The sequence below is a fragment of the Nitratireductor sp. XY-223 genome (genome assembly GCF_004959855.1).
Classification (GTDB): domain Bacteria; phylum Pseudomonadota; class Alphaproteobacteria; order Rhizobiales; family Rhizobiaceae; genus Hoeflea_A.
Window position 1 is genome coordinate 146,542 of the sequence record NZ_SPNT01000006.1, and the last position, 15,050, is coordinate 161,591.

The following is a 15,050-nucleotide window of genomic DNA, read 5'->3' on the forward strand; positions in this document are numbered from 1 at the left end:
GTGTTTGATCGAACGTGCAAAACATTATGGAAAGCCGATGGACGCGCTTTCTGAGATATTGCGGTCCGCCCAGTTGTCCGGCGGGGTGTTCCTGCGCGCGGATTTCTCGGAGCCGTGGTCGTTCGAAACACGGATCACCGCCAGCGACTGCACCGAAATACTCGGTCCGGCAAACGAGATCGTGCTTTTTCATCATGTTCTTGAAGGATCGATGAGAATTTGCATCCCGGATCGCGAGGACGTTGAGGTGTCGGCGGGGCAAACTGTTGTTTTTCCGACCAACATAAAGCACACCCTGACCGGTACCCTGGACGATATCCATCCGCAGGAACTGCCGGACTCAATGACCGGCCTGCCGGGGCCCGGTCAAATCTCGCGGCTGAGGATCGGAGACGGAGAAACCGCCTGCAGGGTCATCTGCGGTTTTCTCGGCGGACGGGATCTGAAGCGGAACCCGGTGATCCGCGAGCTCCCCGATGTTTTCACTCACGATTGCAGGGAATCGGAATCCCGCAATTTTGTACAGTCGTCGCTGCGCTATGCCGTGGATGAGGTCTCTCGCGGGAGACCGGCATCCGACGTCCTGTTGGCAAAGATAGCCGAAGTGTTGTTCACGGAGGCCGTGCGTTCCTACGTGGAAGGCTCCGCGGCGTTCGACAGCGGTTGGCTGCGCGCGCTCAACGACAGCCGGCTCAGCCGCGCAATCGCACTGATCCACAGGCAGCCGGACGCCCCATGGACCAACGCCCGACTTGCCCGGGAGGCCGCGGTTTCCCGCTCCAGCCTCAGCAACAGGTTCAAGCGCGAGTTGGGGGTCACTCCCGGCAACTACCTGATGTCCGTTAGGATGCAGCTTGCTCAACGGGCGATCCTGTCGGGAAGTGAGAACCTCATGACAGTCGCAGCGTCCGTGGGCTACAGCTCCGAAGCCGCGTTCAGCAGGGCATACAGGCGCTATTTCGGATGGCCGCCGTCCTCGGAAACGCGGCCGAATTCCGAATAGGAACCCCGGCCCGTCGATGCGGAAGCGGTGGCCGCCGTCGTCACTTCCCCAGCGGCGACCGGAGAACCGAGAACGGGTTCTGATAGAGATCGCCGTGGCTTTCCACACCGACCTCGATCACGCAGTCAGAACGCGGATGGGCGACGCACATCAGGATGTAACCGGCCTTTGCCTGGCGCCGGTTGAGCGCGGTGCCCTTCGGCTGGCGGACCGCGCCCGACAATAGCCGCCCGGCGCAGGTGATGCAGCCGCCGTAGCGGCAGGCGACCGGCAGGATGAGGCCGTTTTCCTCGCACACATCCAGGATGGTCCTGTCTTCGCGCACATCAAAGGTGCGGCCGCCCCGATTGGCGACCGTCACCTTGTGGGATTTCGCAGCGCTCATAGCGCCGTCGTCGGCGTCACAGCCAGATGTCGGACGTGACATCGCCGCCCGGATAGCGCATCTCGTGGCAGCGGGCCGGCCCGTTCGGCTCCTTGCCGAAATCGACCAGGAATCCCTCATTGATGGTCATGCCGCCGTTCTCGGTGTCGCAGTCGACCAGGAACATCTGCGCGCCCTTGTCCTTCATGCCGGGATAGAACTGGTTGTCCCAGGACGAGAACAGCGAGGTCGTTACGTAGAGCCGCTTGCCGTCGAGTGAGAGCTGGATCATCTGCGGCGCGCCCTGGACGGCGACGCCGTTGACCTCCGGCGCCTTGCCGAGCATGCCGCCGAGCCAGACCTGTCCGGTCATCTTCGGGTTTGACCGGTCGCTGATGTCGTACTGGCGCAGGTCGCCGTGCAGCCAGTTGGCGAAATAGATGTAGCGGTCGTCCATCGAGATGAGGATGTCGGTGATCAGGCTCGGCATCGGAACCGGGAAGCCCTCGACATCGATCGTCGGAATGTCGATCACCTTCTCAAGCTGGAAATCGCCATTGTCGTCCTTCCACCAATGGAAGACGTTGGACGACAGCGTGGCGGCGAAATAGCCGTGGTTCGAATCCGGGTCGTGCAGCCCGCGCACCTCGAGCGGGATCATGCCTTCGCCGCCGAGATCGACGGATTTGGCGATGCGCTTGCCCTCGAAATCCCAGAAATGCACCGACTGTCCGTATTTGCCGGCAGCCACGTCGTCGAGATCGAAGCCGGGCATGAACGTATTTGGCGCAGCCCATTCGGAGCTGACCATCATGTTGTGGCGCGGCTGGTACCAGAAATCGTAATTGTAGTTCATTCCGGTGATGTCGTTCTCCCAGCGTCCGACGATCTCGAATTTTTCATTCAGATGAAGGAAGCCGCCCGGCGCGTTGCCGTCCGCATCGCCGAGCATCGAGATGATGATATCGGATCCGAGACAGTGCACCGTGTGCGGACCCGACAGGCCCGTCTTTGCCTTGATGTCGTCGCCCGAAATCACCGTGTGCAGTTTCGGGTTTGTCGAATCCTTCGTGTCGATGACGTTGATGTTCGACGTGCGAACACCCGGCATCAGCAGGAACCGGCGGTTCTTTGAGCCGTCGTGGTGGCAGCTCGAGCAGGCGTTCCATCCCGAATGGTGCAGTTCGTCGCCGATTTGCGGCATCTCGGTGCGGGCGATCACGCTTGAATAGGTCGGGCTGTCGGGGTCGACATCAACGGTTGCCAGGTAATCGGGCTTTTCAACACCGGTGCCGACATAAAGTGCGACCGTATAGAGCAGCTTTTCCCGTTCCGCCTGCATGGCCTCCTGCGGCGAGGCGTAGCCGGGTCCACCATTGCCATTTACTGCCATTTGATCCTCCCGTTCTTGAGTATTTCTCCAAGTATTCTTCTTGTCTGGAGAAGTATGACATGCGCGAAGGGCTGAGAAAATGTCGGAGCGATCAAATCTGAATGCGAACTGTGCTTGGCGGTATTACTGGCCCTTGAACTCCGGTGCCGTCTTGCCGAGGAAGGATTCCAGCCCGTGCGGGCCGTCATGGGTCCGCATCATGCCCGATATGCCCTGCGTTTCCCGCTCGAGCTGCGTCTCCAGCGTGTCGGAATAGGCGGTCAGGAGCAGCCTTTTCAGGCCGCCATAGGCCTTGGTCGGGCCGCCGGCGAAATTGGTCGCCACTTCCTGGGCCTCCTCCATCAGCCGCGATGCGGGAACGACCTTGCTGACCATGCCCCAGTCGCAGGCCTCGGATGCCGTCAGCCGGCGGTTGGTGAACAACAGCTCCTTGGCGCGCAGCAGGCCGACATGCTTGGCAAGGTAATAGGTGGACGAGCCGTCCGGCGTCAGCCCGGAGGCCGTATAGGCCGAGACGAATTTGGCTTCCTCCGCGGCGAGGACGTAGTCACCTGCCAGCGCCAGGGAAAACCCGGCGCCCGCCGCAGTGCCGTTGACGGCGATCACCACCGGCGCGTCCATGTGGGCGAAGCGCGTGATGGCCGAATGCAGCACGCTTGCCATTCGGATGATGTGCGCGGGCTTGTCGTCGCCCCGTTCATGCATCTCCTTCAGGTCTCCGCCGGCGCAGAACATGGATCCGGTCCCGGTGATCAGGACGGCGCGCACCTCTTCGCTTTCCGAGCACAGCACCGATGCTTCCAGCAGCTCCATGGCCATCGTCGCGTTGAGGGCGTTGGCGTCGTCAGGCCGGTTGATGGTGATGGTCGCGACATTGGACGCGATCTCGAACTTGAGGGTCTCGAAGGTCATGCGGAACTCCCGGAAGAATTGAAGCAAGGAGGCAGAGATTTCGACCCACACTGACAGAGGTGGCGGTGTCTCTCAAGGGTTGTATTAATTGGCCGAGAGGCGCGTCGATGATGTACTGTCCGCGCAATTGGATTTTTCGGTTCGGGAGGAACTATGTCGCAGACCAAGCCAGTCGCACTCATCGTCGGCGCCGGAGATTTCATTGGAGCGGCGATTGCCAAACGCTTTGCGGCAGAGGGCTTTGCCGTGTGCATCGGACGCCGCAATGCCGACAAGCTGGAGCCGCTCGTGGCGGACATCAGCGCATCGGGCGGCACGGTACACCCGTACAGGCTCGACGCGCGCGACGAGGAAAGCGTCAAGCAGGTCTTCGCCGAGATCGAGAACACGGTCGGCCCGCTCGATATCGTGATCTGCAATGTCGGCGGCAACGTGCGTTTTCCGGTCCGCGAGACGACCAGCCGGGTCTTCCGCAAGGTCTGGGAGATGGCTTGCTTCGCGGGGTTCCTGTGCGGCCGCGAGGCGGCCGACTACATGGTTCCGAGACAAAAGGGTTCGATCTTCTTCACCGGTGCGACCGCGAGCATGCGCGGCGGCGTCGGCTATGCCGCCTTCGCCAGCGCCAAGGCCGGACAGCGGGCGCTCGCCGAGAGCATGGCGCGGGAGCTGGGGCCGCAGAATATCCATGTCGCCCATCTCGTCATCGATGCCGGCGTCGACACGCATTTCGTGCGCGAACGCATGCGCGAGGCGGGGGGCGATCCCGACGCGCTGCCGCCCGATACGCTGATGAACCCGGACTCCGTCGCCGAGGCCTACTGGAACCTCTACCGCCAGCCGCGCGACGCCTGGACCTTCGAACAGGATCTCAGGCCTTTCGGGGAAAGGTGGTAGCTGCAGACCTCACGACGCAAAAGAAAGCCCCCGGGAGGGGATCCGGGGGCTTGAACCGCCTGCCGGGGAGGGCCGGCATGGCGCTTCGGGATCACACGCTTAGTTGGTGACCGGTCCGATCACACCGTCATATTGCGGAATTTCACGGTCCGACGCTGCGTTCTTTTCCAGCTTGGTCCAGTTGGTCGTCGCGGTCGAGATGTTGCCGGGCACATCCTCTTCCCAGAAGCCGACAACGTTCTTCGTGATGTTCAGGTAGAGCTTGCCGTCGACGATGCGCCACAGGTGCGGGTTTGCCGGAACCTTGCCGCCCTGGGCGACGCCGTAGGCGCAGTGGCCGTCATATTGCGGCGAATATTTGTCGGGGTTTGCGGCGAACTTGTCGCGGTTCTCGGCCGACGAGAAAGCCCATTTCGCGCCGTTATGATCGACCGTATAGGCGGCGTTGCCGCGAACGGCGGCGGGCTGGGCCGAGCCGACCGGGCTCTGATCGAGATCGAAATAGGCGACGACGTCATAACCGGATACGGCATAACCGGAACTGTCGACATACTGGTCGCCGGCCAGGGCAGGGAAAGCGCTGCCGGCAAGCAGGGTCAGGGCAATCGCTGTTGTGCGTAAGGACATTGTGTGTCTCCCGTTGGATGTTCCTAGCTCTCGGCTATAACTACGGCCGGCACCGCCGGAATGCCATTCACGGCTATACACACTATCGTTAGGCCCGCGTGTGCCGGGTTGCCGCCTCGGCGCTTGACAAGCGTCGCCATACGTCGAAGTTAAGGAGCAGCCCGTGCAAGCGCCCGCACAGGCGGTTGATTTTGAATGTCCATTTCACGCGGGGGTAAAATTGAGAGACTTGTCGCGTCCGGGGCGCTCGCCGGTCCATAGCACGAAGGCCATGGCGGCGACCTCCCATCCACTGGCCACACAGACGGCCATCCGTATCCTGCAGCAGGGCGGCAACGCCATGGATGCAGCGATCGCGGCCTGCGCCGTGCAATGCGTGGTCGAGCCGGGATCGACCGGCATCGGCGGCGACTGTTTCTGCATGTATGCGCCGGAGGGGTCGACCGACCTTGTCGCCTATAACGGGTCTGGCCGGGCGCCGGCGGCGGCCGATCCCGAGACCCTGGAAGCACGGGGCGTCACCGAGATCGGACGGCATTCGCCGCATGCGGTGACCGTTCCCGGCGCCATCGATGCCTGGGCGCGGCTTCAGGCCGACCACGGGCGCCTGCAACTGGGCGACGTGCTGGCGCCGGCCATCGACTATGCCGAAAACGGATTTCCGATTTCGTCGCGCGTTCACCGCGATTTCGCCGGGCAGGCCGAGTTCCTGCGCGACGACCCCATCACCTCGGCGATCTACCTGAACGAAGGCGAGGCGCCACAGGTCGGCTCCGTCCTGCGGCTGCCGTTGCTCGCCAACGCCATGAAAGCGATTGCCGAGGGCGGCCGCGACGAATTCTACACCGGATGGATCGCCCGCGACATCGTCGAACACCTGCAGAGCCTTGGCGGGCTCCACACGATGGAGGATTTTGCCTCCGCCGCCGGCGAATATGTCACGCCGATCGCGTCCGAGTTCCGCGGGCGGATGATCCACCAGTGCCCGCCGAACGGACAGGGCGTGATCGCGCTGCTTCTTTTGAACATGATGAAGCAAATGGACATCGAACCGGACGGCCCGCTCACGGCCGACCGGATACACCTCGAGATCGAGGCCAGCCGGCTGGCCTACGCGGCACGCAATCACTATGTCGGCGATCCGGCGTTTTCCGATATTCCGGTCGAAGCGTTGCTGTCCGAGGACTATGCCCGGCACTTGGTCGGCCAGATCGATCCGGCCCGCGCCGCGAGCGCGGCGCCGGATATCGCACTGCCGCAACACCGGCACACGGTCTACATCTCCGTCGTCGACAAGGACCGCAACGCCTGCAGCTTTATCAACACGCTGTTTTTCGGCTTCGGCAGCGGCATCACCGCGCCGACATCGGGGGTCCTCCTGCAGAACCGCGGCCAGGGCTTTACCCTGGAAGCCGGACACCCGAACCGGATCGCCGGGGGAAAAAGACCGCTGCATACGATCATTCCCGCAATGGCGACACGGGACGGCCGGGCGGGGCTGTGTTTCGGCGTGATGGGCGGCCAGTACCAGGCCTTCGGCCAGATGCAGTTCCTGACCCGGCATTTCGATTTCGGCTTCGACCTCCAGGAGGCGATGGACCTGCCCCGGTTCATGGCCGATCCGTTCAACGGCGTCGTGGAACTGGAAGGTGCCATTGGCGAGAATGTGCGTTCCGAACTCGTGCGCCGCGGCCACGAGATCGTCAGCCCGGCCGCACCGGTCGGCGGCTCGCAGGCCATCGCCATCGACTGGCACAACAATGTCCTGACCGGCGCATCCGATCCGCGCAAGGACGGATGCGCCATTGGCTACTGAAAGTCCGCGCGCCTCGGCGACGGATCTGCCGGTCGCCCGCAAGCCGGGCGCGATATTCGCATTCGTAAGCTGCGCGCTGTGCCTGGCCGTCGTGTGGGCGACGCTGAGCGATCGCGATGCGGCGCATTGGGCCTCGGCAATCCTGTTCGCGCTCTTTTGCGCCCTCGGCATTGGCCGCTTCGGCATGCGCGAACGGGTGCTGATGTTCTTTGCACTTCTGGTGACCGGCACGGCCTTCTTAAAACTCGGCAATGACGCCGTTGAGCCGGTCGTGGAGGACATGTCGCGCGCCGCCTATCTCGGCACCTTCATGATGCTGATTACGACAATGCGGGAAGGCGCCTACAGTTCACGCTCGGTGCTGGAGATCGGACGATATGTGACCAACCAGCCGCCCGGCCGGCGCTATTTCGCCCTCCATATCGGCGGTCATTTCATTGGAACGCTTCTCAATTTCGGCGCGGTCAGCCTGCTCGGACCGCTGGTCCTGCGCGGGGTGCGGGCCGCAGAGGCGGAGGGCAGTCCGCCGGAACTGTCGGAAATCCGGTTGCGGCGGCAGATCAGTGCCCTCAGCCGCGGCTTTTCCTGGTTCAATATCTGGGCGCCGACCGCGATTGCACAAGCGGTGGTGCTGACAACCGTGCCGGGCTCCCGCGCCGGAACCATCGCGCTGATCGGCATCACGATCGCCTTCATCCTGTTGTGGGTTGGGTGGGCGGAGGACCGCGTCACCGGCCACCGGGCGCGAATGGGTCTTGCGGAAAAGGGATTTCGGGTCGAACCTTCCGCTGTTCCGCCGTTTCCGTTCCGCGCCCTCACGCGGTTTTTGACCGTGGCGGTCGGGCTGCTGACGCTTGCCTGGATCGTTTATCGACTAAGCGCCATTCCGTTCGTTTCAGCGATCATGATCTCGGCGCTGCCCCTGACCGTCCTGTGGATGATCGCGCAGTCGGCGTCCGCCGGCGCCATGGACGCCGGTCGCCTGTTGCGCAAGGTGTGGCAGCTTCCGCGCATCGCCATCCCGTCGGGGAGCCCGGAAGCCGCCACGCTCGGGCTTGCCGGCTATATCGGCATACTGGGCGCGACCCTGGTCGACCGCAGCTGGTTTGCCGGCTTGCTCAACGGGGCACATCTGACGCCGGCAGCGGTCTATATCACCGTGTCCGGCCTCATTCCGCTCGCTTCCTGCATCGGTCTGCCGCCGATGATGCTGGTGACCTTCCTCGGCGGGCTGCTGGTTTCGATCCCCCAGCTGGGGCTCGATCCGACGATGCTCGGCCTGTCGTTGCTTGCCGGTTGGGCGCTCAACCTGACCGGCTCGCCGTTCGGTGCCACATCGCTGCTCTTGTCGCGGGTGGTCGGTATTTCGGGCATGACGCACGCATGGCGCTGGAACGGTATCTTCACGGTGCTGTCGTGGGTTGTCGCGGCAATCGTCATCCTGACGGCGAGCCGGCTGGGCGCCTGAACGATCCGCGGCCGGACCGTCAGATTCGGGCCGCAATCGCCCGGTATCGAGCGTCTCGACCGCGGCGGTCCGGCATTGTCCAGCCGGCATTGTGTTGAAACGTATCGATGCTAGATTGTCGCAGACATTGAACCACTTAGAGGCCGCGCCGCGCTTTCATGCTCCGCTTTATCCGCACCGAAATAGCCCTGATCCTGGGCTTCGTTCTCACGGCCCTTGCCTACGGACCGCTCGCCCCGCTATTCGGCGAAACGTTCACGCCGGGGTTGTTCGCGGTACTGTTCGCGGTGCTCTTCTGCACGATGCTGCTTTTGTCATTCTCCGCCGTTCGGCACGCGGACCACCTGGCTGAACTGCTTGGCGAGCCTTACGGCACGCTGATACTGACCATCGCGGTAATCACCATCGAGGTGGCGCTGATCTCGGCGATCATGCTGGGCGGTCAGGCACAGCCCACCCTTGCGCGCGATACCATGATGGCGGTCCTGATGATCGTCATGAACGGTGTCGTCGGCCTCGTGCTCCTGGTCGGCGCGTTCAAGCACACCGAACAGGAGTTCAACCTGCGCGGTGCCAGCGCCTTTCTGACCGTCCTCGTCACGCTCGCGACGATGACGCTGATATTGCCTAATTTCACCGAGTCGACACCGGATCCGAGCCTCAGCCGGATCCAGTCGGAGTGGTTCGCCTTCATCACCATCGTCCTTTACGTGACGTTCCTTGCCATCCAGACGGTCCGCCACCGGTCGTATTTCGTGCAGCCGGGCGACGAGGACGGGCAGGGCGGACATCACCATGTGGCGGGCGGCGGCACGGTGCCCTACCACGCGGTGCTCCTGATCCTGACGCTTGTTCCCGCCGTGCTCCTGTCGAAAAAGCTCGCCGTGCTTGTCGACTTCGGCATCGGAACGTGGCAGCTGCCGGCCGCTCTTGGCGGCATCATCATCGCCGCGCTGGTGCTGGCGCCGGAGGCGCTTGCCGCGCTTCACGCCGCGCGCCAGAACTACCTGCAACGCGCCGTCAATATCTGTCTCGGCTCGGCGCTGGCGACCATCGGCCTCACCGTTCCAGCGGTGCTCGCCATCTCGATCTTCTTCGACAAGGAAATCCAGCTCGGGGTCGGCAATACCGACATGACGTTGCTGATCTTGACCATGTTCGTCAGCGCGCTGACCTTCGGCGGCACGCGCACCAACATGCTGCAGGGCGCCGTGCACCTCGTTATTTTCGTCGTCTATATCGTGCTGATCTTCAATCCCTAGCGGAAGCGGCGGGAAAGACCTACCAAAGCGTGTGCGGCATAATTGCACGCTACAATAATTTACACGCTTTGCGATTGAATTTGTTCGGGCCATGCCGATAATGGCCGCCACAGTGACCCATGCCTGAAGCGGAGTGCCTGCGATGCTTGAATCGATGGATCCCGTCCTGCTTGCCCGCATTCAATTCGCGTTCACGGTCTCCTTCCACATCATCTTTCCCGCCACCTCGATCGGGCTCGCCAGTTTCCTCGCCTTTGTGCAGTGGCGCTGGCTGAGAACACGCGAGGAAGTCTATCTCTCGCTCTTCGATTACTGGATCAAACCCTTTGCCGTCGTCTTCGGCATGGGCGTCGTGTCCGGCCTGATGATGAGCTACGAGTTCGGCACCAACTGGAGCGTCTTCAGCGACAAGACCGGGCCGGTGCTGGGACCGCTGATCGGCTACGAGGTGATGACGGCGTTCTTCATCGAGGCCGGATTTCTCGGCGTCATGCTGTTCGGGCGAGACAAGGTGGGGCCGAGGCTGCATTTCATGGCCACCTTCCTGGTGGCGGCCGGCACTCTGATGTCGGCCTTCTGGATATTGAGCGTCAACAGCTGGATGCAGACACCGGCCGGCTACAGCATGAACGAAGCCGGACAGTTCGTTCCCGAGAACTGGCTCAAGGTCATTTTCAATCCTTCGTTCCCGTACCGCTTCGTGCACATGGCGTTCGCCGCCTACCTGACGACCGCGCTGGTGGTCGGCGCCACCGGTGCCTATCACCTGCTGCGCGACCGCCAGAACCAGACCGCCCGTACGATGTTCTCCATGGCGATGTGGTTCGTCGCCATCCTGGCACCGCTGCAGATCCTTGCCGGCGACCAGCACGGGCTGAATACCTATGAGCACCAGCCCGCGAAGATCGCTGCGCTGGAAGGGCATTTCGATAGCCAAGCCGCGGCGCCGTTCTATGTGGTCGGCTGGCCGGACGTCGAAGCGGGCAAAATGGAGTATGCCATTGCCATTCCCTATCTCGGCTCCTGGATCCTGACCCATGAATTCACCGCGGAGATCACCGGTCTCGATGCTTTCCCGCGCGAAGACTGGCCCAATGTGCACATTGTCTTTTGGTCGTTCCGCATCATGGTCGGTCTTGGCTTGTTGTTTTTGGGGCTGGGCGTTTGGAGCCTGGTGCAGCGCTATCGCGGCCGCCTCTATGACAGTCCCTGGCTGGCACGGTTTGCGCTGCTGCTCGGACCGACCGGATACGTTGCCGTCCTCAGCGGCTGGGTGACGACCGAGGTCGGGCGCCAGCCCTACACGGTCTACGGACTGTTGCGGACCGCGGAGTCCGCTTCGCCGGTTGCCACGCCCGCCGTTGCCACGTCGCTGGCGGCGATTGTGGTGATCTACCTGTTCATCTTCGGTCTCGGCACCTACTACACGGTGCGGTTGCTGGCGAAAGTGCCGCCCGACAGTCCCGAGCCGCAGACCCGTGGGCTGCTCGATCAGGGCGGCGCGCGTGCGGTGCGGATCCTTCGTCTGCTGATACCGGGCAGGGGGGCCTAGAAATGGATCTCGCGTTGATATGGGGCTTTGTCATTGCCATCGCCGTCTTCGTCTACGTGGCGCTGGACGGGTTTGATCTTGGCGTCGGCATCCTTTTTCCGCTGCTGCGCGACGAAGCGGAGCGCGATACGGCGATCGGGGCGATCGCGCCTGTCTGGGACGGCAACGAGACCTGGCTGATCCTCGGCGGCGGCGGATTGTTCGCCGTTTTCCCGCTTGCCTATGCGGTCATTTTCCCGGCGCTTTACGTGCCGCTGATCGTCATGCTCCTGGCACTCGTGTTCCGGGGCGTGGCGTTTGAATTCCGGGTGCATTCCGGCGGCCACAAGTGGTTTTGGGAGCACGCGTTTTTCGGCGGTTCGCTCGTTGCGGCCTTTGCGCAGGGCATTGCGCTCGGCGCCTGGCTGCAGGGCATCGACGTTGAGGGCCGTGCCTATGCGGGCGGATGGTGGGACTGGCTCAGCCCGTTTTCCGTCACCACGGGCCTGGCGCTCGTCTTCGGCTACGCAATGCTGGGCGCCGGATGGATCAACCTGAAAACGGAAGGCGCGCTGAATGAGCGGGCTCAGAGCTTCATTATTCCGCTCGCCGCCGCGACCGTGGCTTTCATCGTCGTCGTCAGCCTGTGGACACCGCTTCTCAACGAGCGGTACTGGGTGCGCTGGTTCACCTTCCCGACCATGATCTACGCTATACCGGTGCCGGTGCTGGTCGCTCTGACCGTGTTTGCGCTGTGGCAGGCTTTGAAACAGGGCTGGGCGCTGCGGGCATTCCTGGCGACGGAGATCCTGTTCCTGCTTTGTTATATAGGTCTCGGCATTTCGGTATGGCCGGACATCGTGCCCACCGCCATCACCCTTCAGGAGGCCGCCGCGCCCGACAAGAGCCTCGGCTTCCTGCTGGTCGGAGCGGTCGTCCTCGTGCCGCTAATCCTGGTCTACACCGCGGCGGCCTACTGGATCTTCCGCGGCAAGGTCCGGCACGGCGGCTACCATCACTGATGGACAGCCCCGACCCGAGGCCGCCGCTATGGAACCGGCTCCTGTGGTTCGTCCTTTTGTGGGGCGCGGGTGTCGTGACGATCGCGGTCGTCGGTTATGCATTGCGCTCGCTGTTCTTCCCGTCCTGAAAGGGCCCTGAGCGAAAGCCTGCTGCTAGCCGGGCATCACCCACACGATCCAGGCATAGCTGACCGCGACGGAGACGATCGTCACGGGAATGACGAGCCGCGTGAACTGCCAGAAGCTGAACGGCGTGGCGCCGAATTTCTCCGCCTGCTGCACGACGATCACGTTGCTCGCGGCGCTGATGATGAACAGGTTGCCGGCCAGCGTGCTCATGGCCGACAGAAGCATCAGCGTGCGCGCATCGCTCGAGGTCAGCAGGTTGAGATAAATCTCGACGACCGGCACGTTCGAAAACAGCTGGCTCGCCCAGAAGCCGATCAGGGTGACCACCAGCGGTTCGTCAAGGCGCGTTTGCCAGGAGCCGAGCATCGATTGCAGGGCGCCGGACTGCAGCACAGCGCCGGTGACGACGAACATGGCGACAAAGAAGATCAGCGTGTGCCAGTCTACCGCGCGGAATAGGCTGATGCGGTGCGGTGAAAACACGAAGACGGGCAGGCAGGCGACGAGGCTGAGATAGCCGAGCGGAACGTCCAGCGCCGGAAAACGTTCCTGCAGTAGGCTGTCGCCGACCACGAGGACCGCCAGCAGGCCGGCGCCAAGATAGGCGGGCCAGGCAAGCCGCCGCGTCGGTGCGGGAAGGTCCCCATTGCCTTGCTGCTCCGGCGTCTCGCGGTTCAGGCACCAAAGCAGCCAAATGTAGGCGAAGGCCAGGGAAACGAGAGTCGGCACGGTCAACCAAAGCGCGAATGTGCCAATGGGATTGGAGAAATGCCCGTCGGCGACGATGAGGATGTTCTGTGGGTTTCCGACCGGGGACATCATGCTGGCGACGGTGACGATGACGCACAGCGCGACCAGCGGCACGGCCGGGCGGATGCGGTAGGCGATCGCAAGCGACAGGGCGATGGGCGTTCCGATCACCGCACCGGCGTCGTTGGTGAGGACGATCGAGATAAGGCTGACCAGCACCACAAAGAGAAGCAGGGCGCGCGGCAGGGACGCACGGGAGCCCGCGATCTTCTCGCTGACGGTGTGCGGAAAACCGGAATCGTAGAGCGCGGAGGCAATCGAGAACACGCCGAACAGGTAGCCGATGACGTTCCAGTCGATGGCCTTGAACGCATCCAGCGGCGCTATCCGGCCGGTGGCGACAAGCACGACCGCCCCGGCCAGCATGACCTGCCAGATGCGGACCCAGGAAGGCAGCCATTGGCGAATTGAGATGACGAAGAATATTGCGATCGCTACCGCCAGGCTCACGGTCATGTCGAAAATCCCAATAAAATCGCCCCTGGTTCAACTACATTCGAACCCGATAATTGTTTGTTAATTTCCAGCGTGTCTTTTGGAGCCGGCGACGTCTGATAGTGAGAAACAGTGTGCGGTTGCATAGACCACTCCTGGGCATGAACTTTTTCGCCGGCGATGTTGCGGCAGGGCTCGGACCCTATCTCGCCATCTATCTGCTCACGATGCTGAAATGGTCGCCCGGACAAATCGGTCCGGTTCTGGCGGTCGGCGGCATCGCGACGGTCCTTGCGCAAACGCCGGCGGGCGCGATTATCGATGCAACGCGCTTCAAGCGTGCGGTGCTCGCGCTGTGCATTGTCACAATCGCCCTCGGTGCCGTCTCCATCATCCTTTTCAAGTCTGCGACCGCGATCTACGCGGCACAGATCGCATTGGGCGTGGCCATGGCCTTCATGGGCCCGAGCATCGCGGCTCTGACGCTCGGCATTGTCGGCCGTGAAAACTTCACCGCCCAGACCAGTGCAAACCAGGCGTGGAACCATGCCGGCAACGTTGTCGCGGCGCTTGCGGCGGCGGGGCTTGCGCTTTGGGTTTCCAGTCTCGGTGTCTTCTGGCTGGTGGCCGCGATGGCCGTCGGCATGCTTGCGTGCGTCGCGATGCTGCGGCCCGATGAAATCGATCATGAGGTCGCGCGCGGTCTGGACGCCGGATCCGAGATCCGTCCGGGACGGCCAAAACCCTCCGGGTTCAAATTGCTGATTGAAGACAGGCGATTGCTGGTTTTCGCAGTTTGCGTGGTGCTGTTTCATTTCGCCAACGCGGCGATGCTGCCGCTGGTCGGCCAGAAACTTGCATCCAACAGTGACGCCGCGCACGGGATCGCCTTCACATCCGCCTGTATCGTTGCCGCCCAGATCGTGATGGTGGCGATGGCTTTGTTCTGCGGCTGGAAAGCCGACAGCTGGGGTCGCAAACCGCTGTTCCTGATCGCGTTCGCGATGCTGCCCATTCGCGGCGTGCTGTTCACGCTGTCGGACCATTCCGTCTATCTCGTTGCCGTGCAGGCGCTCGACGGTGTTGCCAATGGCATATTCGCGATGCTGTTCTTGTTGATACTCGCCGATGTCACAGCCGGCACGGGGCGGTTCAATCTCGTGCAGGGCGCGCTTGCCACTTTGCTGGGAATCGGCGCCGCCTGCAGCAACCTCGTGGCGGAGGAGGTGGTTCAACTCGCCGGATATTCGACCGGGTTCCTGTTCCTGGCATCGGTCGGTGTCGTCGGATTGCTGACATTCGCATTATTCATGCCGGAAACAGCCCCGCATGCGGCCCGGCGGCCGTCAAATCCGGCGATCGAGCCGGTCGAGGCATAAACGTA

General features: G+C 62.8%; 14 protein-coding genes. 9 read left to right on the forward strand and 5 right to left on the reverse strand.

Going from position 1 to position 15,050, the window contains the following annotated elements; genetic code table 11:
- Window positions 1-37: 37 nt before the first annotated feature.
- Window positions 38-1,003, forward strand: coding sequence for an AraC family transcriptional regulator (locus tag E4M07_RS19870; RefSeq protein ID WP_169054304.1), 966 nt, complete (start codon window positions 38-40; stop codon window positions 1,001-1,003).
- 40 nt (window positions 1,004-1,043) lie between these two features.
- Here the strand turns inward: E4M07_RS19870 and E4M07_RS19875 are convergent, their stop codons facing one another.
- The 3 genes from E4M07_RS19875 to E4M07_RS19885 all read right to left on the reverse strand — a co-directional run bounded on the left by E4M07_RS19875 (window position 1,044) and on the right by E4M07_RS19885 (window position 3,672).
- Complete coding sequence (locus tag E4M07_RS19875; protein WP_136660145.1) at window positions 1,044-1,388, reverse strand: 2Fe-2S iron-sulfur cluster-binding protein; 345 nt, start codon at window positions 1,386-1,388, stop codon at window positions 1,044-1,046.
- A 16-nt stretch (window positions 1,389-1,404) separates the two neighbouring features.
- Window positions 1,405-2,760: a selenium-binding family protein gene (locus tag E4M07_RS19880; protein ID WP_136660146.1), complete on the reverse strand. Its 1,356-nt coding sequence runs from the start codon at window positions 2,758-2,760 to the stop codon at window positions 1,405-1,407.
- A 123-nt stretch (window positions 2,761-2,883) separates the two neighbouring features.
- The gene (locus E4M07_RS19885) at window positions 2,884-3,672 is read right to left on the reverse strand and encodes an enoyl-CoA hydratase-related protein (protein WP_136660147.1); all 789 of its coding nucleotides are present in this window, start codon (window positions 3,670-3,672) and stop codon (window positions 2,884-2,886) included.
- Window positions 3,673-3,825: 153 nt separating this feature from the next.
- Between E4M07_RS19885 and E4M07_RS19890 the strand changes: the two genes are divergently transcribed.
- A complete protein-coding gene (locus E4M07_RS19890; protein WP_136660148.1) occupies window positions 3,826-4,566 on the forward strand; it encodes an SDR family oxidoreductase in 741 nt (246 codons plus the stop codon).
- A gap of 99 nt (window positions 4,567-4,665) precedes the next feature.
- Here E4M07_RS19890 and E4M07_RS19895 read toward each other — a convergent pair whose 3' ends face one another.
- Window positions 4,666-5,193, reverse strand: coding sequence for a YHS domain-containing (seleno)protein (locus E4M07_RS19895; RefSeq protein ID WP_136660149.1), 528 nt, complete (start codon window positions 5,191-5,193; stop codon window positions 4,666-4,668).
- Window positions 5,194-5,464: 271 nt separating this feature from the next.
- Here E4M07_RS19895 and ggt point away from each other — a divergent pair, with 271 nt between their 5' ends.
- The 6 genes from ggt to E4M07_RS19925 all read left to right on the forward strand — a co-directional run bounded on the left by ggt (window position 5,465) and on the right by E4M07_RS19925 (window position 12,420).
- Complete coding sequence (ggt, locus tag E4M07_RS19900; protein WP_206057321.1) at window positions 5,465-7,009, forward strand: gamma-glutamyltransferase; 1,545 nt, start codon at window positions 5,465-5,467, stop codon at window positions 7,007-7,009.
- Window positions 6,999-8,477, forward strand: coding sequence for a hypothetical protein (locus E4M07_RS19905; protein WP_136660151.1), 1,479 nt, complete (start codon window positions 6,999-7,001; stop codon window positions 8,475-8,477). Before ggt ends, E4M07_RS19905 begins: the two co-directional genes overlap by 11 nt.
- Before the next feature lie 158 nt (window positions 8,478-8,635).
- Window positions 8,636-9,739, forward strand: coding sequence for a calcium:proton antiporter (locus tag E4M07_RS19910; RefSeq protein ID WP_136660152.1), 1,104 nt, complete (start codon window positions 8,636-8,638; stop codon window positions 9,737-9,739).
- 142 nt (window positions 9,740-9,881) lie between these two features.
- Entirely contained in the window at window positions 9,882-11,291 is a 1,410-nt protein-coding gene (locus E4M07_RS19915) for a cytochrome ubiquinol oxidase subunit I (RefSeq protein WP_136660153.1), read from the forward strand.
- A 2-nt stretch (window positions 11,292-11,293) separates the two neighbouring features.
- On the forward strand, window positions 11,294-12,292 hold the full coding sequence (gene cydB, locus E4M07_RS19920) for a cytochrome d ubiquinol oxidase subunit II (protein ID WP_136660154.1): 999 nt from the start codon (window positions 11,294-11,296) through the stop codon (window positions 12,290-12,292).
- Window positions 12,292-12,420: a DUF2474 family protein gene (locus E4M07_RS19925; RefSeq protein WP_136660155.1), complete on the forward strand. Its 129-nt coding sequence runs from the start codon at window positions 12,292-12,294 to the stop codon at window positions 12,418-12,420. The genes cydB and E4M07_RS19925 overlap by 1 nt, the downstream gene beginning before the upstream one ends.
- Window positions 12,421-12,445: 25 nt before the next feature.
- On the opposite strand, the gene E4M07_RS19930 is transcribed toward E4M07_RS19925, so the two are convergent.
- Window positions 12,446-13,687, reverse strand: coding sequence for an SLC13 family permease (locus E4M07_RS19930; RefSeq protein WP_136660156.1), 1,242 nt, complete (start codon window positions 13,685-13,687; stop codon window positions 12,446-12,448).
- Window positions 13,688-13,806: 119 nt separating this feature from the next.
- On the opposite strand from E4M07_RS19930, the gene E4M07_RS19935 reads away from it, so the two are divergent.
- Entirely contained in the window at window positions 13,807-15,045 is a 1,239-nt protein-coding gene (locus tag E4M07_RS19935; RefSeq protein ID WP_246660522.1) for an MFS transporter, read from the forward strand.
- The last annotated feature ends 5 nt before the right edge of the window (window positions 15,046-15,050 follow it).